This is a genomic window from Brevibacillus fluminis, from assembly GCF_052072235.1.
GTDB lineage: Bacteria > Bacillota > Bacilli > Brevibacillales > Brevibacillaceae > Brevibacillus_D > Brevibacillus_D fluminis_A.
In genome coordinates, this window is record NZ_CM125436.1 from 1,643,346 (window position 1) to 1,662,891 (window position 19,546).

At 55.0% G+C, this 19,546-nt stretch carries 19 protein-coding genes and 1 other annotated feature; of the genes, 17 read left to right on the forward strand and 2 right to left on the reverse strand.

Features of this window, described 5'->3' with window-relative positions:
- The first annotated feature begins 10 nt into the window (after positions 1 to 10).
- From ACTID9_RS08335 to ACTID9_RS08350, 4 genes are all read left to right on the forward strand, one after another.
- Entirely contained in the window at positions 11 to 1,798 is a 1,788-nt protein-coding gene (locus ACTID9_RS08335) for a B12-binding domain-containing radical SAM protein (protein WP_441070741.1), read from the forward strand.
- Positions 1,799 to 1,915: 117 nt separating this feature from the next.
- Positions 1,916 to 2,539 carry a DedA family protein gene (locus ACTID9_RS08340; RefSeq protein WP_441070742.1) on the forward strand — a complete coding sequence of 208 codons (624 nt, stop codon included), beginning with the start codon at positions 1,916 to 1,918 and terminating at the stop codon, positions 2,537 to 2,539.
- A gap of 1 nt (position 2,540) precedes the next feature.
- Entirely contained in the window at positions 2,541 to 2,900 is a 360-nt protein-coding gene (locus ACTID9_RS08345; RefSeq protein ID WP_441070743.1) for a DUF1294 domain-containing protein, read from the forward strand.
- Between the two features lie 14 nt (positions 2,901 to 2,914).
- Positions 2,915 to 3,994 (forward strand): M42 family metallopeptidase, encoded by a 1,080-nt coding sequence (locus tag ACTID9_RS08350; protein ID WP_441070744.1) that lies wholly within the window; start codon positions 2,915 to 2,917, stop codon positions 3,992 to 3,994.
- An 89-nt stretch (positions 3,995 to 4,083) separates the two neighbouring features.
- Here ACTID9_RS08350 and sspI read toward each other — a convergent pair whose 3' ends face one another.
- Positions 4,084 to 4,317: a small acid-soluble spore protein SspI gene (gene sspI, locus ACTID9_RS08355; RefSeq protein ID WP_441070745.1), complete on the reverse strand. Its 234-nt coding sequence runs from the start codon at positions 4,315 to 4,317 to the stop codon at positions 4,084 to 4,086.
- A 142-nt stretch (positions 4,318 to 4,459) separates the two neighbouring features.
- Between sspI and ACTID9_RS08360 the strand changes: the two genes are divergently transcribed.
- Both ACTID9_RS08360 and ACTID9_RS08365 read left to right on the forward strand, forming a co-directional pair.
- On the forward strand, positions 4,460 to 5,113 hold the full coding sequence (locus tag ACTID9_RS08360) for a potassium channel family protein (RefSeq protein ID WP_441070746.1): 654 nt from the start codon (positions 4,460 to 4,462) through the stop codon (positions 5,111 to 5,113).
- 3 nt (positions 5,114 to 5,116) lie between these two features.
- Positions 5,117 to 5,935 carry a TrmH family RNA methyltransferase gene (locus ACTID9_RS08365; protein WP_441070747.1) on the forward strand — a complete coding sequence of 273 codons (819 nt, stop codon included), beginning with the start codon at positions 5,117 to 5,119 and terminating at the stop codon, positions 5,933 to 5,935.
- Between the two features lie 28 nt (positions 5,936 to 5,963).
- On the opposite strand, the gene ACTID9_RS08370 is transcribed toward ACTID9_RS08365, so the two are convergent.
- Positions 5,964 to 6,701 (reverse strand): DUF2225 domain-containing protein, encoded by a 738-nt coding sequence (locus ACTID9_RS08370; protein ID WP_441070748.1) that lies wholly within the window; start codon positions 6,699 to 6,701, stop codon positions 5,964 to 5,966.
- Positions 6,702 to 6,803: 102 nt separating this feature from the next.
- Positions 6,804 to 7,039: a binding site (T-box leader), on the forward strand.
- 44 nt (positions 7,040 to 7,083) lie between these two features.
- On the opposite strand from ACTID9_RS08370, the gene pheS reads away from it, so the two are divergent.
- From pheS to ACTID9_RS08425, 11 genes are all read left to right on the forward strand, one after another.
- Positions 7,084 to 8,118, forward strand: coding sequence for a phenylalanine--tRNA ligase subunit alpha (gene pheS, locus ACTID9_RS08375; protein WP_441070749.1), 1,035 nt, complete (start codon positions 7,084 to 7,086; stop codon positions 8,116 to 8,118).
- Positions 8,119 to 8,134: 16 nt separating this feature from the next.
- Entirely contained in the window at positions 8,135 to 10,555 is a 2,421-nt protein-coding gene (gene pheT / locus ACTID9_RS08380; RefSeq protein ID WP_441070750.1) for a phenylalanine--tRNA ligase subunit beta, read from the forward strand.
- Between the two features lie 109 nt (positions 10,556 to 10,664).
- The gene (gene zapA, locus ACTID9_RS08385; RefSeq protein WP_122917272.1) at positions 10,665 to 10,937 is read left to right on the forward strand and encodes a cell division protein ZapA; all 273 of its coding nucleotides are present in this window, start codon (positions 10,665 to 10,667) and stop codon (positions 10,935 to 10,937) included.
- A gap of 130 nt (positions 10,938 to 11,067) precedes the next feature.
- Positions 11,068 to 11,940: an ATP-dependent sacrificial sulfur transferase LarE gene (gene larE, locus ACTID9_RS08390; protein ID WP_441070751.1), complete on the forward strand. Its 873-nt coding sequence runs from the start codon at positions 11,068 to 11,070 to the stop codon at positions 11,938 to 11,940.
- Positions 11,933 to 12,781 carry a nickel pincer cofactor biosynthesis protein LarB gene (larB, locus tag ACTID9_RS08395; protein ID WP_441070752.1) on the forward strand — a complete coding sequence of 283 codons (849 nt, stop codon included), beginning with the start codon at positions 11,933 to 11,935 and terminating at the stop codon, positions 12,779 to 12,781. Before larE ends, larB begins: the two co-directional genes overlap by 8 nt.
- 118 nt (positions 12,782 to 12,899) lie before the next feature.
- Positions 12,900 to 13,688, forward strand: coding sequence for a DeoR/GlpR family DNA-binding transcription regulator (locus ACTID9_RS08400; RefSeq protein WP_441070753.1), 789 nt, complete (start codon positions 12,900 to 12,902; stop codon positions 13,686 to 13,688).
- Between the two features lie 37 nt (positions 13,689 to 13,725).
- Positions 13,726 to 14,388, forward strand: a complete 663-nt coding sequence (locus ACTID9_RS08405; protein WP_441070754.1) for a class II aldolase/adducin family protein — start codon at positions 13,726 to 13,728, stop codon at positions 14,386 to 14,388.
- Between the two features lie 18 nt (positions 14,389 to 14,406).
- Positions 14,407 to 15,612, forward strand: coding sequence for an S-methyl-5-thioribose kinase (gene mtnK / locus ACTID9_RS08410; protein ID WP_441070755.1), 1,206 nt, complete (start codon positions 14,407 to 14,409; stop codon positions 15,610 to 15,612).
- 17 nt (positions 15,613 to 15,629) lie between these two features.
- Complete coding sequence (gene mtnA / locus ACTID9_RS08415) at positions 15,630 to 16,676, forward strand: S-methyl-5-thioribose-1-phosphate isomerase (protein WP_441070756.1); 1,047 nt, start codon at positions 15,630 to 15,632, stop codon at positions 16,674 to 16,676.
- Positions 16,677 to 16,724: 48 nt separating this feature from the next.
- Complete coding sequence (locus tag ACTID9_RS08420; RefSeq protein WP_441070757.1) at positions 16,725 to 17,825, forward strand: substrate-binding domain-containing protein; 1,101 nt, start codon at positions 16,725 to 16,727, stop codon at positions 17,823 to 17,825.
- 199 nt (positions 17,826 to 18,024) lie between these two features.
- Positions 18,025 to 19,545: a sugar ABC transporter ATP-binding protein gene (locus ACTID9_RS08425; RefSeq protein WP_441070758.1), complete on the forward strand. Its 1,521-nt coding sequence runs from the start codon at positions 18,025 to 18,027 to the stop codon at positions 19,543 to 19,545.
- The last annotated feature ends 1 nt before the right edge of the window (position 19,546 follow it).

A 19,546-nucleotide genomic window follows, 5' to 3' on the forward strand; every position in this document is an offset into this window, starting at 1 on the left:
GAGATTTGCCATGAACATTTTGCTTACCACCTTGAACGCCAAGTTTATCCATTCGTCATTGGCCTTGCGCTATTTGCGCAGCTATACCAGACCGCATTTTCCGCAAGTAGAGCTAGTTGAATATACCATTAACGATGTGACCCTGACGATTGCGGGCGATATCCACAAGCGCAAGCCGGATGTCGTGGCGTTCTCCTGTTACATCTGGAACATCCGGGAGACGCTTGACGTCATCGCGATCTTGAAAAAAATTATGCCGGATGTACCGATCATTTTCGGTGGACCGGAAGTCACCTATGATGCCGACCATTGGCTGAAAAAGCATGCAGACATCGACGCGATTGTGCTCGGTGAAGGGGAAGTCACATTCCTGGAGGTTTGCCAGGAGCTGGCCCGCTGCAAGGAAAGCGGCGAAAAGCCGAACTGGGGCTCCATCCCTGGTCTCGCTTATCGGGAAGGCGAGCATGTCCGCTTTTCCGCACCGCGCGAGCAGATCGGCGATTTGAATACGATCCCGTCGCCGTTTGAAGAGGATTTGGCGGAGCTGAACAATCGTGTCGTATATTTCGAGGCGTCGCGCGGCTGCCCGTTCAAATGCCAATACTGCCTGTCGTCGATCGAGGATGGCGTGCGCTATTTCGACATCGAGCGGGTGAAACGCGACTTGATGCGTCTGATCAAGCATGGGGTTAAAACGATTAAATTCGTGGACCGCACGTTCAATATCCACAAAAAATATGCGATGGAAATTTTCCAGTTTCTGATCGATAACCATAATGGGACCGTTTTTCAATTCGAGATTACGGCCGATATTTTGAAGCCGGATATCGTTGATTTTCTCGCTGAAAATGCGCCACCTGGCGTGTTTCGCTTCGAAATCGGCGTGCAGTCGACGAATGATGCGACCAACCGCCTCGTTCAGCGGATTCAAAAGTTTGACAAGCTGAGCTACACGGTCACAAAAATCAAGGAATCCGGCAAAATTGACCAGCATCTGGACTTGATCGCAGGCTTGCCGGAGGAAGACTACCAGTCGTTCCGCAAAACGTTCAACGATGTGTTCGCGCTGCGTCCGGAAGAGCTTCAGCTCGGCTTTTTGAAAATGCTGCGCGGGACAGGCGTGCGGGCGCGCGCGGCCAACCATGGCTACATTTATATGGACGAGGCGCCGTACGAAATTTTGGGCAACAATGTGCTTTCGTTTGACGAGATGCAGCGGATCAAGCGTGTGGAAGACATTTTGGAGAAGTATTGGAATGCCCATCGGATGGACCATGCCCTCGAATGGCTGGTGACGCGCAGCTTTGAGACACCGTTCGACTTTTTCCAGGAGTTCGGGGATTTTTGGGAAGAGAAAGGCTGGAATCGGCTGGGTCACCAACTGGAGGATTTGTTCAGCCGCATCCATTATTTCCTCGGAAATCGACAAACGAGCGAATTCGCCCATGTGGAAAGCCTGCTGAAATTCGACTATTTGCGGAATGCAAAACACCGTCCGCGCAAAATTTGGTGGAATGATCCGGTGGACAAAAAAGATTTGCAGACGGTTCATGAGCTTGTTGTGGAGCAGTCGGCTCGTCTGCGCGCCGATTTTGCCGAGCACGCGGCACATGAGAAGGAGTATGCCAAGCATACGATGATGGCTCGTGTCTCATTTGACATTGAGCGCTGGTTGCAGGATGGCGAGGTGATCGCGGGGGACTATGCCCTTGTCGTCTATTATCCGTATCTGCAAGAGAGCGCCAACACGTTTGTTTGCGTCGCGCTTGCCGATCGCCATGCAGGGATGTCACGGTAGCTGTGAGAAACCTTTTGATCAAATAAACGTATTCCTACTAGCAACGCAATAACGAACGCCCGTTATTGTCCTGACATTAACCCATGTTATGGTGATGGATAAGGAGAAGGTAACACAATGGACTTTAGTCTTGATATGCTCCTGGGGATCATTCAACAATATGGCTATCTAGCCTTGTTTTTCATGCTCTGGCTGGGAATTGTCGGGTTGCCGATTCCGGATGAGCTGGTGGTGGCTGCCGGAGGATTCCTCGCATCGCGAGGGCTCCTCTACCCGCTCTATGCCTTTTTGGCGGGGTATTTCGGTGTCGCTTCCGGCCTGACGATCGGTTATCTGCTGGGCAGGTGGTTCGGGAAGCCGATCCTGCGCCGCCTTTCCCGAAAACCCAAGATGCATGCCTATATCATCAAGTCTTCATCCTTGATCGAGAAGTATGGCACCTTCTCCCTTTGCATTAGTTATTTGCTTCCTGTCGTCAGGCATGTGGTTCCCTATATCGTGGCGATGGGCGGGATGAGCTACCGCCGCTATGCGCTTTACTCCTATACGACCGGGTTAGTCTGGACAGCAGGCTTTTATTTTGTCGGCCATTTTTTTGGGCGGAACATGGAAATGGTGGTTGCCTTGACCCGCAAGTACGGGTTCATCGCGCTGGGGATCATCATTATCCTGATCGTGATCATTTTCATCATCCGCCGGATTTTCTTGGGCAAACAATCGTGCAAGATCGAGGGGGAATAGCATGGGCAAAATAAAAACCCATGGCCGAAACCGCAACCTGGTGCTCGGCATCTGCTGGGCGATCCTGCTTTTCGGATTATTTTCCGCACAACCCTCATACATATGGAGTGGCTTCCTTTTGCTGAACCTGTACGCTTTTTGGTTGACGGGGACGGATAAACGTTCGGCAAAGGCGGGCTCGTTCCGCATACCCGAGCGCAGTCTGATGACCGTCAGTGCGCTGGGCGGCGCTCTCGGCATGCTGATCGGGATGAAAACGTATCGGCACAAGACCCAGCATGCGAAATTTCAATACGGTGTACCAGCGTTTCTTATCGTGCAATTCGTGGTCGCAATCGCGGCTTACCGTTACTTAGGATGAAGGGGAGTGTCAGGATGGAGCAAAGATTGCAGATGTTTCGCGAACTGACGGAGGCACCGGGGGCGCCTGGCCGGGAAGGGGCCGTCCGCCAGATTATGCGGGGCTATGTCGAGCCGTATGCCGACGAAATTTTTCATGACAATCTCGGCAGCCTGATTGCCAAAAAAACCGGTGTGGCAGATGGTCCAAAAATCGCGATCGCCGGACATTTGGACGAAGTCGCATTCATGGTGACCCAAATCACCGAGGACGGCTACATCAAATTCCAGCCGTTGGGCGGCTGGTGGGCGCATGTCGTTTTGGCGCAGCGCGTCCAGATTCAGACGAAGGATGGCTTTGTCGATGGGGTGATCGGCTCGGTGCCGCCTCATTTGATGACAGTGGAAGCGCGCCGGAAAATGGTCGAGGTCAAAGACATGTTTATCGACGTAGGCGCGTTCAACAAGAAGGAAGCGGAAGCATTCGGCATCCGGCCGGGGGACGCGATCATTCCGGTCTGCCCGTTTACCGTCATGAAAAATCCAAAGCTGCTGATGGCAAAAGCGTGGGATAACCGGATGGGCTGTGCGGTCGTCGTCGATGCGCTCAAGCAGCTGCAGACCGAACAACACCCGAATACCGTTTACGGCATCGCGACGGTCATGGAAGAGGTAGGGACGCGCGGCGCTGGTACCGCTGCTCGCTTGATCCAGCCGGATATCGCTTTTGCAATCGATGTTGGCATCGCTGGCGACACCCCCGGAATCAACCGGAACCAGGCCAATACGAAAATGGGCGGGGGCCCTGAGCTGTGCCTGTACGATGCGCGCATGATCGCCCATCAAGGGCTGCTGCAGCTGGTGATGGATACGGCAACCGCAGAAGGCATCCCTTATCAGTTGACGACCATTCCAGGGGGCGGAACAGACGCTGGCCCGATGCATACGACAGGCAACGGAGTGCCGTCTTTGGCGATTTCCGTACCGGCGCGCTACATTCACAGCCACGCCTCGATCATTCACTATGACGATTATGAAAATCTGGTGAAGCTCATCGTGGCGGTCTTGAAGCGCCTCGACCGCGAAACCGTGGAGAAGCTTAGAACATACGAATAAAGCAAAAGGAGCAGGTAGGATGCCTGCTCCTTTATCGTGCCTGTTTCGCCTTTATCGTGCCTGTTTCGCCTTTATCGTGCCTGTTTCGGTTACACCGGAGAAGAGGTCTGCGGAATATGCGACGCGATCGTGCTGACCATTTGCTGACGCTGTGATGGGTCGCTGTTTTGCCACAGCACCTCGAACAGCACACCGAGTCCGGGCAGCGTTTTTTCCTGGCCGGAGGAGATGGCGTCGCTGATCGTATCCTCTACCGCGTTTGAATCCGAACCTTGCATTTTGTACATGATGGCTTGACGCAAATTCAACGAGTTGATGTTCATGCCTTCAGCTCCCTTCTTTCTTTCGGGTCGTTCACGCATGAGTAGTATTCGTTGGCACGGGTGGCTTCATACCTGCTATTATGAGGCATGGGAAGTATGTTATAATGCACCCAAGCTACTGGGAAAACAAGGAGTGGAAAGCATGTCGAAGCAATTTGCCGTCATCGGGATGGGACGCTTTGGTTCAAGCGTGGCCCGGACGTTGTATGAGATGGATTATGAAGTAATGGGGATCGACGAGGATGAAGAGCGAATCAATGAAAATATCCAATACGTGACCCACGCGATTGCGGCTGATTCCACTGACGAGATGGCGCTGAAGGAAATCGGCATCCGCAATTTTGACGTCGTGGTCGTCTCGATCGGAGCCGACATCCAGGCAAGCATCCTGACCGTCCTCATCTTAAAAGAGCTGGGTGTGAAAAAAATTGTCGCGAAAGCGCAAAACGAGCGCCACGGGCAAGTGCTGTACAAAGTCGGCGCAGACCGGGTTGTCTTTCCGGAGCGCGACATGGGTGTGCGCGTCGCCCACAACCTGATCTCGGCCAACGTCCTGGATTTCATTGAACTGGCGGAAGATTACAGCGTGGCGGAAGTGGCTGCATCGCCCAGTATGCTCGGCAAAACGATTCGCCAGCTGGATGTACGGGCAAAATACGGGGTCAATATCATCGCGATCAAAAGCAACGATCGGTTCAATATCGCGCCGCGTCCTGATCAGATGATCGAGCGTAACGATGTGCTGGTCGTCATCGGACATAATCTGGACCTGAAGGAATTCGAGGAGCAAGCATAAACAATGGAACAAGAGATGATTACGTCCGTACATAATCCGCAAATCAAGCGGCTGCACCAATTGTTGAATCGGAAAGGCAGGGAGGCGTCCGGCACATTTCTGGTCGAGGGCGTCCATCTTGTCGAAGAGGCGCTCCGATCCGGGGCCGAGGTCAAAACGGTCGTCTATGATCGGGACCGGGGCATCGATCCTGCATGCGAAGCGGCACTACGGGTATATGACGGGCCGCTCAAGCGGATCGCCGTCACGGAACAAGTGCTGGCCAAGCTGTCGGAAACCAAATCGCCACAAGGCATCGTTGCCGAGGTGAGCCAGCATTCGGTTAACTGGCAAGCGTGGAAGCGAAAGCACGAGCAGACAGGCTCCGTCTTTGTCGTTCTGATGCTCGACGAGCTGCAAGACCCGGGCAACCTGGGAACGATCATCCGCACGGCGGAAGCGGCCGGCATCGACGGAATTGTCGTTGGCGAAAACAGCGTGGATCTGTATAACGGAAAAGTGTTGCGCGCGACGATGGGCGCGATTTTCCGTCTGCCATTGTTCCGTCTGCCGCTGGCAGCGGCGTGTGAGGAGCTTGGTGCGATGGGGACGCGGCTTTTGGTAACGTCCGTTCACGACGGCAGTGTCGCGTACGATGAGCCGGTCTACGACGGCCGCATCGCGATCGTCATCGGAAATGAAGGAAGAGGCGTCTCGCCGGAAATCAGCCGGCTCGCCACCACCCATGTTCACATTCCGCTGTATGGTGCTGCGGAATCGCTCAATGCGGCGGTTGCCTGCGGCATCATGCTGTATGAAGCGCGCCGCCAGCGGAAACAATAAGAAAAAACCAAAAAGCGCAGAGCCGCAATCAGCTGCTCTGCGCTTCGTTCATCTCCGAAGAAGCCGCTTTTTTTGCTTTGTACTCTTCGCGTGCGACAGACCATTGATCGCGCGCCATATTGATAATCCCGGACTCAATGGTGCGTTTTTTCATTTCGACCGTTTTGGAGAAATAAAGGATCGCTTTGTCATAGTGACCGATGCGGCGCATCAGCTCGCCGATCAAATACAGCATGCGCGTTTCGGACATCTCTTTGTCTTTGTTCAAGAAATCGGAGTGGGCGAACGATTTTTCATATTCGCCGACAGACAGCTGGAGAAAGCGCTGTTCTTCTTCCGGCTTGTCCAGAAAGCGATACAGCCAGGCCAATCGCAAGTAAAGCCCCGCTTTGACACAATAGGCTTCCTCTTTCAAAATCGCGGTGTAGATCGCCAGCTTGTAGGAGGCGATCGCTTCTTCATAGCCGCGGACCCCGCCAAATTCTTTCGGCGTCCATTTGCTCGTGATGTTGTCCTGGATGCGCTTCTTGACGTGCGGCGGCAAGTAATTGCTGAACTGGTCGGTAAAGCTGTAGCCGCAAGAAGGGCATACGTTGACGGAGTAGAGAACCGGATTGAGGCGCTGCTCTTTGTAATGCGTGCAAAAGTCGGAATCCCGCTTCACCAATTGAAGCTGGTTGCTGCGCACACGCTGGGAGACGAACGTCGTTTCGCATGCATGGCATGTCCATTTTCGGTCAAAAAGTGCGTCGAGATTGATGGCCATCCTGGCCACCCCCTATGTATGTAGTCGTTTATGCCTGTTTTTTCTGATCGTATTTGCATGAATAGCTGAATTGCGATATAATTTCTCACAAGTTAGTTATAGCATAAAGCATTGATGGAGACTAGTACATAGGAACTATGGCTTTGCAGGGAGGAAGTGTCGTTGACTGGAAGCACTTCTATCGCTATACCTATGGAATTCCCTCCGGAGTAGGCTTCCGAAACCTGAAGTTCAGGAAAGTAAGAAGTTTTCGGGTGATTCCGTTACCGATCAACTGAGTGAAACAACACACGATTGTTTAACTAGGGTGGTACCGCGAGCAACGACTCGTCCCTTATTGGGGCGGGTCTTTTGTATTTTTAAGCAGAATGGAGAGATGGAAGTGCAAACCAGATTGAATGAAATGAGGCAAACGGCGCTTGAGCAGATCGCTCATGCGACGGAAGGCACACAGCTGCAAGAGCTGCGTGTCAAGTATCTGGGCAAAAAGGGTGAATTGACCGAAATTCTTCGCGGCATGGGCAGCCTGTCCGCCGAAGAGCGTCCATTGGTCGGGCAAATCGTGAACCAGGTGCGTGAAGCGCTGGAATCCGCCTTTTCTGCCAAGCAAGAGGAGCTGGAACAAGCCGTATTGGCGCAAAAGCTGGCTTCCGAGCAAATTGACGTGACGCTGCCAGGGCGTCCGGTTCCCGTGGGCACCATGCATCCGCTGTCCCGCGTGATCGAAGAAGCAGAAGATATTTTCATCGGATTGGGCTTCGAGGTGGCGGAAGGTCCGGAAGTGGAATTGGATCATTACAATTTCGAAATGCTGAACCTGCCGAAGGATCACCCGGCACGCGACATGCAAGACTCGTTTTACATCACCGAGGAAATCTTGCTGAGAACCCAAACCTCGCCTGTTCAGGCCCGCACCATGCTGGCGAAGGAAGGCAAAACCCCGATCAAGATCATCTGCCCGGGCAAAGTGTACCGCCGCGATGATGACGACGCGACACACTCCCACCAGTTCATGCAGATCGAGGGCCTCGTCGTCGGCAAAGGCATCCGCATGAGCGATCTGAAAGGAACGCTGCTCACCTTCGCTCGCCAAATGTTTGGCGAAAAGCAGCAGATTCGTCTGCGTCCGAGCTTCTTCCCGTTCACGGAGCCAAGCGTGGAAGTGGATATTCAGTGCGTGATGTGCGGAGGCGAAGGCTGCCGCATGTGCAAACAAACAGGCTGGATCGAGATTTTGGGTGCGGGCATGGTTCATCCGAACGTGCTGCGCATGGGCGGCTATGACCCTGAGGAAGTGAGCGGATTCGCATTCGGGATGGGCGTAGAGCGCATCGCACTTTTGAAATACGGCATTGACGATATTCGCCATTTCTATACGAACGACGTGCGTTTCTTGCGCCAGTTCAACCGGAGCTAGGGAGGAGAACAGAGGAATGAAAGTATCTTATAATTGGCTGGCCGATTATGTTGATTTGACGGGCGTGACCCCGGATCAATTGGCAGAGCTGTTGACGAGAAGCGGTATTGAAGTAGAGGGCGTAGAATCGCGCAACGGCGGCGTGTCCAACGTCGTGGTCGGCTATGTGAAGGAGCGCAGCAAGCACCCGGATGCGGATCGCCTGAACGTTTGTATCGTGGATGCGGGCCAGGGCGAGGATTTGCAGATCGTCTGTGGCGCACCCAATGTGGATAAAGGACAAAAAGTGCCGGTAGCGCTGATTGGCGCCAAATTGCCGGGCGGCATTGCGATCAAGCGCTCCAAGCTGCGCGGTGTCGAGTCCCAGGGCATGATCTGTTCGGCAAAAGAGCTGGGCATCAACGACAAGCTGCTGGCCAAAGACCAGCAGGAAGGCATTCTCGTGCTGCCAGCTGATGCGGAGATCGGCATGGATGCCGTTTCGTACCTCGGTCTGGACGATTACGTGCTGGAGCTGGGCTTGACGCCGAACCGTTCCGACTGCCTGAGCATGCTGGGCGTAGCGTATGAAGTAGCGGCGATTTTGGGCCGCGATGTCATGCTGCCGGACACGAATGTGAACGAAAACGGCGGGGCCAATCCGGTTAAAGTATCGATTGAGGCAGGAGATCATTGCTTCCAATATGCTGGCCGCCATTTCACCAATGCGACGATCGCAACCTCTCCGCAATGGCTGAAAAACCGCCTGATGGCTGCGGGCATCCGTCCGATCAACAACGTGGTCGACGTAACGAACTATGTGATGCTCGAATACGGCCAACCGCTGCATGCCTTCACGGCAAAAGAAGTGGCGAACAGCGAGATCGTCGTGCGTCTCGCCCAAGCGGGAGAAAAATTGGTGACACTCGATGATCAAGAGCGCACGCTGGATGCGGAAACGCTGTTGATCGCGGATCGGGAAAAAGGGTTGGCGATCGCGGGGATCATGGGCGGCGCCAATTCCGAAATCACGCCGGAGACAACCGAAATCATTCTGGAATCCGCCTATTTCACACCGCGCTCCATCCGCCGCTCGGCCAAAATGCTGGGCATGCGTACGGAAGGCTGCGTTCGGTGGGAAAAAGGCGTGGATCAATCGCGCGTCCTGGCTGCAGGCGATCGCGCGGCCCTCTTGATCCAGCAGCTTGCCGGCGCAACGGTGTCCGTTGGCATCGCTGACGTGCGGGTGAACACGATTGAGCCAAAAGTGGTGCAGCTCACCTTGTCCAAGCTGAACACGCATTTGGGCATGAGCTTGACGGCAGAAGACGTTTCCGGCATTTTCACCCGTTTGCAATTCCCGTTTGAAGCAGCGGATAACGTCTGGACGGTTACCGTGCCGACGCGCCGCGGCGACATCACGCTGCCAGAGGACTTGATCGAGGAAGTGGCTCGCCTGTATGGCTATGACAACATCCCGACCTCGCTGATGGAAGGGCAAACGACGCAAGGACAGCTGTCGGTGTCCCAGCAAGTCCGCCGTTCCATCCGCCATCACCTGATGGCATCCGGCTTGTCGGAGGCCGTTTCGTACGCGCTGGTATCGCCTGCTCGCGTGGATGAAGTCGAAGGGCTGCACGCAGGAGCGGTGCCGATTCCACTCGCGATGCCAATGAGCGAAGAGCGCAGCGTCCTGCGTACCAGCCTGATCCCGAGCTTGCTGGAAACGGCCGCATACAACAAAAACCGTCAAAACCATGACCTCGCTTTCTTTGAGCAAGGCAAAGTGTTCATCACAAGCGAAACCAAACTGACCAAGCTGCCGGAAGAACCGCTCTATGTAGCCGGTCTGGTGAGCGGCGAGTGGATTCCGCAAAACTGGTCAGGGGCAAAGCAGCCGGTCGATTTTTACTTGCTGAAAGGCATCGTCGAGTCGTTGTTCGCTCACTTGGGCATTGCCGATGTGTCTTATCAGCAGACAGCGAACCGCAAAGGCATGCACCCGGGACGTACGGCAGATGTGTCGGTGAACGGCGAGAACATCGGCTATATAGGCCAAGTGCATCCGGCTTTGGAAAAAGCTTACGATCTGACAGCGACGTACGTATTCCAGTTTGACCTGGACAAATTGATCAAGCTGGCAAGCAAGCTGAAGGACTACCGTACGCTGCCGAAATTCCCGGCGATCACCCGCGACCTCGCGCTTGTCGTCGACCGTTCGGTGCCGGCGGCGAGCCTGACCGAGCTGATTCGCCAGCAGTCCGGCGACTTGCTCGAATCGGTGACGCTGTTTGACGTGTACACGGGCGAGCGGATCGCATCCGACAAGAAAAGCTTGGCGTTCTCCCTTGTGTACCGCCATGCAGAGCGCACGCTTCAGGATGAAGAGGTGCAGCAGTCGACGGCGAAAGTGATCGAAGCGCTGAAGGAACAACTCGGCGCAGAGCTGCGGATGTAGTGTGCCGCTGCAGCGCGTTTTTCACGAGGAAATTCTTGACGAGCGTACCCAATTTCGGTAGTTTTAAAGGAACACGGTAGTAGTCTTGTGTAGTTGGGAGGAAACCTGCGTGCAGGAAGCGGGGAAAAATCGCATAACGGTGGAGATTTATGGTCAGCAATATCGGCTTAGCGGCAGTGCCAATGTGAGCCATATGCGGATGGTTGCCGGTTATGTGGATGACAAAATGAATGAGATTGGCCAAGGGAATACTCGACTGGATACAGCGAAAATCGCCGTTTTGGCTGCAGTAAACATGGCTGACGAATACATGCGTCTGAAGCAAGAGTACGAACAGCTGCTGAAAATCCTCCAGGCAGACGGCAAAGGACAATCGAAATAACGAACCTGCGGCAACCCTTCTTCACAGTTGTTCATGTGAATGAAGGGTTGTTCTTTCACATAGCAAAAAAAGAGAGCAAAAACCTCCGCGCAACGGACAGGGAGCGGGAGGAACGGGAGGTCGGTTTGGCGTGTCGACATGGACGAAAGAACAGCTGATAGCATCAGCGCAGCGGCTCACGCTGCAGGAAAAGGATGCGCTGCTCGGGCGGCTGCTCCGCGAGCAGAAACAGGTCGTGATCGCGTTCTCCGGCGGCGTTGACAGCACGTTTTTGCTGGCGCGCGCGGTGCAGGAGCTGGGTACGCAGGCGATTGCGGTTACAGCCGCGTCTGAGACGTTTCCAACGCGGGAGTTCGAGGCGGCGAAGCGGTTGGCCGAAGCGCTCGGCGCCCGCTGGCATCAGACCGAGATTCGCGAGATGGAGAACCCCAATTTCGTGGCGAATCCGGTCAACCGCTGCTTTTACTGCAAAGACGGGCTGTATGAGCACCTGGGCGAGCTGGCTGTAAAGAACGATTGGGGCGCCACGATCTGCGACGGCGCCAACATGGACGATCTGGGCGATTACCGCCCCGGCCGGATCGCAGCAGCACAGCGCGGGGTGCGCAGCCTGTTGCAGGAAGCCGGTTTTTATAAGAAAGAGATTCGCACGCTGTCCCGTGAACTCGGATTGACGACGTGGAACAAGCCGTCGTTCGCCTGCCTGTCCTCGCGCATTCCGTACGGCTCCGCCATCACCTTGGAAAAAATCGATCAGATCGACCGGGCCGAGGGGTATTTGCTGAGTCTCGGCTTTCACCAGGTGCGGGTCCGCCATCATGACACGATCGCGCGCATTGAGGTCATGCCTGATGATATTCCGATGCTGTTGGCCAAACGAACGGATATTGACCGGGAGCTGCGCAAGATCGGCTTCCAATATGTCACACTGGATTTGTTCGGCTACCAAACCGGCAGCATGAACGCGGTGTTGAGCGGAGATGTGAGAACGAGCAATGGCTAACATGACGGACATTTTGGAGCAGGTGCGCAAAGGGCAGCTTGGCGTAGAAGAAGCGGAGCGGCTGATCAGAGGGCTGACAGCGGAAGCAGAGCCGTTTACAGCCAGACAAATTCGCAAAAATGAACACGATCGAACAGATAATGTCGATCGAACGAAAATGATTGACCGCGAAACATTTGATTTCGCGACGCTTGATTACGGGCGCGAGCAGCGGACCGGCTTTCCCGAGGTGATTTATGCCGCCGGGAAAACGGCTGAGCAGCTTTGCGCCATCTTCCGCGCCTTGCGCAGCGAGCAAAAGATCGTGCTTGCGACCCGTGTATCGCAGGAGCAGGCCGAGCTTTTGCTTGAGCGCGAAAGCGATGTCGTGTACCATGCGGACGCCCGCGTTGCGATCTGGAGCAGCCGCCCGCTTGCGCCGGAGCGCGGCGGCTATGTCGCGGTTGTGGCAGCGGGAACCTCTGACTGGCAGGTGGCACAGGAAGCCGCGTGGACGGTTCGGGCCATGGGCAGCGAGGCGCGGGTGATCGTCGATGTGGGCGTGGCAGGCATCCATCGCCTGTTTGCCCGCCTGGAAGAAATTCGCGGCGCGGCCGCCATCGTTTGTGTTGCGGGGATGGAAGGTGCGCTGGCCAGCGTGCTGGCCGGACTGGTCGACAAGCCGGTGATCGCGGTGCCGACGAGCGTCGGGTACGGCGCCAATTTCGGCGGCATGGCGGCTCTTCTGTCGATGCTGAACGCTTGCGCGACCGGCATCGCGGTCGTCAACATCGACAACGGATTTGGTGCAGGTTATATGGCCGGGATGATTCATCGACAAACCGATAGAGACAAAAAGTAAGCCAAAAGTATGGCTTGCTTTTTTTATTTACGATCGATATAATGACATAAAATAACTAATATTCACACAAAAAAACATCAACGAACAGAAATGAACAGCGGAAAGGAAGACCGAACGAATGGACTCCACCTCACAAAGCTTGCTCTTTCCGGCTGAACGGCAGAAGGCGATTTACCAGCACCTGCAAAAGAACAGCTCGGCCAAAGTGAACGAGCTGGCACAGCTGTTTCATGTCTCGGAAATGACGATCCGCCGCGATCTGGAGGAGCTGGAGCGCAAGGAAATGGTGAAGCGCACCCATGGAGGGGCGCTGATCATTGAGGAAACCGGCCGCGATTTGAATGTGGAGGAACGAAAGACCAAACAGCTGGAAGAAAAGCGGATGATCGCGGAAAAGGCGCGCACGTTCATTCAGGAAGGAGACATCCTCGCGCTGGATGCGAGCACGACAGTCGCCGAGCTGGCCAAGCTTCTGTACGATATCCCCAATCTGACCGTTGTGACCAACAGCCTCCTGGTGGCGAACGCTGTCCATCTGTACCCGAATGTCACCTTGATCATGTGCGGCGGCATCATGCGCCAGGAAGCCACGTCTTTTGTCGGGCCGCTCGCCGAATCGTTCCTGCAAAACTTTCACTTCACCAAGACTTTCTTCTCAAGCAATGCCATCCATCCCGTCAACGGAATCACCGACACCAACATGTTCGAAATCAGCATGAAACGAGTGATGATTTCCCGTTCAAAAGAAGCGATCGCCTTGTTGGATTCAAGCAAATACAACAAAGTGGCTTTTTCCAACGTTTGCCCGTTCGATCAGGTGAGCACCATCATCACGGACGGACGATTGAGCCAGGAGAGCCGGGAGCCGTTCTTGGACCGGGAGATCCCGATCTTATTCACAGACTGATACAGGAGCACGAAAATAAGCGAGTAAGGGGTGCAACATGTTATTACAAGAGATGCGAACCGATGTGTTGCGATATGCGCAACGAATGTACAAGGCGGGGTTGACGGTCGGCGTTTCCGGAAATGTAAGCGCTATCGACCGTGACAGCAATACGATTGCCATCACGCCGAGCGGCATGGACTACGACGAGCTGACGCCGGAGGACATCACGCTCATCGATATGGAAGGACAGGTGGTGGATGGCACTCGCCGCCCATCCAGCGAAAAAATGCTGCACATCAAAATTTATCAGAGCAGGCCGGATGTGAATGCCGTCTTTCACACGCATTCCACGTACGCGACGGCGCTTGCCGCGATGGGCGAACCGATCCCGGTCATTCTGGCGGAAGTGGCGGCCATCGCGGGCGGGCCGATTCCCGTAGCCCCCTATGCGCGGTTCGGGACGCCGGAATTCGGCGACGTGGCGGTAGCCGCGATGGGCGACAAGCCGGCGGCGCTGCTGCAAAACCATGGGGTGGTTTGTGCCGGCAAAGATTTGCAAAAAGCATTTTTGATCGCTGTGGATACGGAAGAGGCAGCGAAAATTTACTTGTTCAGCCTTATGGCAGGGAAACGGGCGATTCGCCTTAACGATGAGGAAATCCCGGTTTTGCATGAGATTTATGCGACGAGGTACGGTCAAAATCCGCTGAAGCCATAGAGTTAGGGGAGATGAAGCGTGGAACAATATCGTGCGTTTTCCACCGATGAAGCGATCGCGTATGCGAAGGAGCTGCCGGATCGCTTCCCTCCATCGGCGATCCTGCATGCCGAGGAGATCGGTGACGGCAATTTGAATTACGTGTTTCGCATCAAAGACAGCGAGAGCGGCAAAAGCGTCATTTTCAAGCAGGCGCTGCCTTATGTCCGCATCGTAGGAGGGGATTGGCCGCTGTCGCTCGATCGGGCACGGATCGAGGCGCAGGCGCTCAAACTGGCAGCAGATGTGTGTCCCGGGCTTGTTCCGGAGGTGTACAGCTTCAATCAGGAGCAGGCGCTGATCGTCATGGAAGATTTGCATGATCACCTCATATTGCGCAAAGGCTTGATCGAGGGCAGGCGTTACGGGAATCTGTCCCGCGACATCGGGATTTATATGGCGCGCACGCTGTTTTACTCATCCGATCTTTACATGAATCCGGGCGAGAAAAAAGCGCGTCAGATTCAATTCCACAATCCTGAGTTGTGCAAGATTACAGAAGATTTGGTCTTTACCGATCCGTACCGGGATGCGCCGTCCAACAACATTCCGGCAGAAATTCGCGACTTTGTCGAACCGTTTTTGTGGCAGGATGAAGCGCTCAAGCGGGAAGTGGCCATTCTCAAGCATGCTTTTCTCACAAAAGCACAGACGCTGGTGCATGGCGACCTGCATACAGGCAGCGTGATGGTGACGGATTTGGGGACGAAGGTGATCGATCCCGAATTCGCGTACTACGGCCCGATCGGCTTTGATGTCGGGGCGATGCTGGCGAATCTGCTGCTCAGCTACTGCGCACAGCCAGGCCATCGGGCGGATGCGCAGCAGGCAGCGGAGTACCGCAGCTACTTGCTGCAGACAATCGAGGAGATGTGGCTGTATTTCGAGGCGGAATTCCGCCGCTTGTACGAGACGGAAACGACGGAGCCGATGGCCAAAGCGGCAGGATTTTATGACTGGTACATGCAGCAAATTTTGCAGGATGCGATCGGTTTTGCCGGCTGCAAAATGATCCGCCGCATCGTCGGGCTGGCACATGTGGCGGACATCGATTCGATCGCGGATACCGGGGCGAGGGTCGCCGCGCAAAAGCAGGCGCTCGCGATCGGCGCGGGGCTGATCAGAGGGCGTCAGCAGGCAACAGGCATTGATGCGATACTTGCAATCATCGATACAGCGAGTTGAAGGAAGGGGATTTCCACGTGACGTATTTACAATCGGTAAAATGGGAAGATGATGCATTGGTACTGTTGGATCAGCGTTTGCTGCCAACCAGACAGGAGTATGTCAGACTGGAGACGGCGGAAGCGGCGTGGCATGCGATCAAAGATTTGACGGTTCGCGGCGCGCCGGCGATCGGCATGGCAGCGGCATACGGTCTGTACTTGGGGGTTCGTAACTCGGAACAGGAAACATTCGATGGGTTTTGGACGGAACTGCGCGAACAATCCGACTATTTGAACGCATCCCGGCCGACAGCGGTGAACTTGGGGTGGGCGCTGCGGCGTATGGAACAGAAGGCGCAGGAAGCAAAGCATTTGCCGATTCCGGAGCTGAAGGCGGTTTTATTGGACGAGGCCAAGCGCATCCAGGACTCGGACGAAGCGGCTTGCAGGGCAATCGGCGAATATGGTGCAGAGCTTTTGCAAGACGGCATGGGCATCCTCACGCACTGCAATGCGGGAGGACTCGCCACAGGCCGCTACGGCACAGCGTTATCGCCGATTTACATCGCGGCAGAAAAAGGGGTTCATGTGAAGGTGTATGCCGATGAGACGCGTCCGGTATTGCAAGGCGCCAGGCTGACGGCCTACGAGCTGCAGGAAGCTGGCATCGATGTGACGCTCATTTGCGATAACATGGCGGCGATGGTCATGAAAAACGGCTGGGTCGACGGCGTCATCGTCGGGGCTGACCGGATCGCGGCCAATGGGGATACCGCGAACAAAATCGGCACATACGGCGTAGCGCTTTTGGCGAAAGCGCACAACATCCCGTTCTATGTGGCGGCCCCGCTGTCTACCATCGACATCATGACGCCGGACGGCAGCGCCATCCCGATCGAAGAGCGCGATGAGTCGGAAATCACGGTCGGCTTTGGCACACGCACCGCTCCGGAAGGGGTCAAGGTTTACAATCCGGCGTTCGATGTGACACCGCATGACTACATCACGGGCATCATCACGGAAAAAGGCATCATCCGGGCTCCGTTTGCCGAGTCAATTCGCAATCTTATGAATAATGAGTAGGCGCACCACGGTTTCAATGAGTCCAAAATATAGAGGGGGTTTCAACAAATGAAAAAAGTTCTTTTGACCGTACTGTCGGCAGCATTTGTGCTGACGGCATGCGGCGGCAACTCACAGACAGCCAACAGCGGTGCGCCTGCGGAAAAAATCAGCGGCGTGCCGGACGGCGTGCAGGGAGGCAAAAAAGTGGCGGTCATCCGCAACCTGCCTTCCGACGACCATACCAAGCAGTTTTTGGATGGGGCGAGAAGCGAAGGGGAGTCGTTCGGCTTCAAGGTCGACACGTTCATCGCGGACAATGACGACGCCAAGTTCCAGGAGCTGGTCGCCCAAGCGATCCAGAAAGATTACGACGGACTGATCATTTCCCACGGGAAAAAAGATTACTCCTATGACATGCTGAAGCCGGCAATCGATAAAAAGATGAAGGTTGTCACGTTCGATACGGTCATCGAAAAGGATGGCAAAAACTTGCCGGAGATCACCACGACGGCGCAGGACGACCACAAGCTGGCAGAGCTGTCGTTAAACGAAGTCGCCGCCCTGTCCAAGGACGGGCAGCCGGTCCGCGTGATCAAGCTGTGGTTCGGTCCAGGGGTGCCGCCGCTCGACCGCCGTCAGGAAATTTATGCTGACTACGAGAAAAACAACAAAATCAAGACGCTTGAAGTCATCGGGCCAACGAATATGCAAGACATCCAAGGGGACATCGCGGCAAAAGTAAGCGCCATTTTGGCCAAGTATCCTGCGGGAACAGTCGATGCGATCTGGGGTTCATGGGATGAAATGTCCAAAGGGGCATTCAAGGCGCTCAAGGACAACAATCGCACCGACATCAAGCTTGTCTCCATCGACGTCTCCAACCAGGACATCAACCTGATGCGCGAAGACGGAAGCGTCTGGATTTCCACAGCGGCCGTCGATCCGAAACTGATCGGAATCGTCGACATGCGCCTGCTGGCGAAAAAACTGGCGGGCGAAGAGACGCCTGCTACCTTTGACCTGGAAGCGCGACTGATCAAAAAAGAGCAGTTGAAACCGGAAACGAACATGACGACGCTGAAAGATGTGATCGAGGGCTGGGGGACGTCCGACGTCTTCAATGAAGCATGGATGCAGACGCTGCGGACCAATTTTGCGAAGAAATAAACTCGGCCGGGTAGAGGAACCGGAGCGGCTTAGCACTTCCGCCCGGTTCTCCTCGCTTTATCGTAGAAGAATTTATAAGTGCTGGCGCTTATAAATTCTGGAGCGGAATAAAAACTTTCATTGACCGAAGGACCTGCTTCTCGAAAGGACTTCTGAAAGAAGTTTTTCTTATTTTTGGGTGCAGATGGGGTGAAAAGGCATGGCGCAACAAGAGCGAACGACGTTAGAGATGAAGGGAATCTCAATTGAATTCCCAGGCGTAAAGGCGCTGTCCGATGTGGATTTTCAGGTGGAGTCCGGGCGGATTCATGCGCTGATCGGCGCCAATGGAGCGGGAAAATCCACCTTGATGAAGGTGCTCTCGGGGGCCTATTCCCATTACACCGGCACCATTCATCTGAATGGCAATCAGGTGACGATCCGTACGCCGCGCGACGCGAAGGAATTGGGCATCGATATCGTGTACCAGGAGGTCGATACGGCGCTGATCCCGTATCTCGACGTGGCGGAAAACATCATGCTCGACGTGATGGTGAACCGGATGAAGGGCAAGGTGTTCATCAATTGGAAACACATTCACGACGCGGCCGGCAAGGTGCTGGAGCGTCTCGGCATCCGGCTGGATACACGCAAGCGCGTCCAGGACTTGACGCTGGCGCAAAAGCAAATGGTGCTGATCGCGCGCGCCATCGCGGAGGAGCGCCGCTTTCTGATCCTGGATGAGCCGACTGCACCGCTCAGCCATAAAGAGACCGACGAGCTGTTCCGCGTCGTACGCGAACTCGCCAATCACCAAAATGTCGGCATCATCTTCATCTCCCACCGCCTGCCGGAGCTGTTTGAAATTTGCGAGGAGATCACCATCATGCGCGATGGTCAGGTGGTCACGCGCAGCCCGATCACGGAGCTGACCACCAAGCAGGTCGTGGAGTGGATGCTGGGCCGCAAAATGGATGAGACGTATGTGAAAAAGCAAACCGCCATCGGCGAACCGCTGCTTGAGGTGAGTCATCTGTACGACCGCAAAGGCATGGTGCGCGACGTCAGCCTCCATGTGCGGGCAGGTGAGATCGTCGGCATTGCGGGACTTGTCGGGGCAGGCAAAACCGAGCTGTGCAAAACCATTTTCGGCGCGCATGCGGCGCAGTCGGGCGAGATCAAGCTTAAAGCGAAGAAGCTGCAAAACAAAACGCCGCACGCTGCGGTGAAACAAGGGCTTGCGCTCGTCCCGGAAGAGCGGCGCAAGGAAGGCGTGCTGGTCGATGAATCGGTCGTGAGCAACCTGTCTGCGGCGAGCCTCGGCGCTTTCAGCGGTGCATTCGGTTTTGTAAAGCCGCGCGAGGAGCGTGCCGCTGCGCAAAAAATGATCGGTGACCTCGGAATCAAGACGCCGCACGAAAATCAAAAGGTAGCGCTCTTATCAGGGGGAAACCAGCAAAAGGTTGCGGTCGGCAAATGGCTTTTGGCCGATGCGGATGTATACATGTTCGATGAGCCGACAAAAGGCGTTGATGTCGGGGCGAAGCGCGATATTTTCAATCTGATCGCACAGCTTGCGGAACTGGGCAAAGGCAGCATTTACGCAACGAGCGAGCTGTCGGAGATTTTGGCCATCACCGACCGGATTTACGTGATGTATGACGGCGCCGTCGTGAAGGAGCTTCTCACCTCCGAAACAACCGAGGAAGAAATTCTGTATTACTCTACAGGAGGGAATTGAA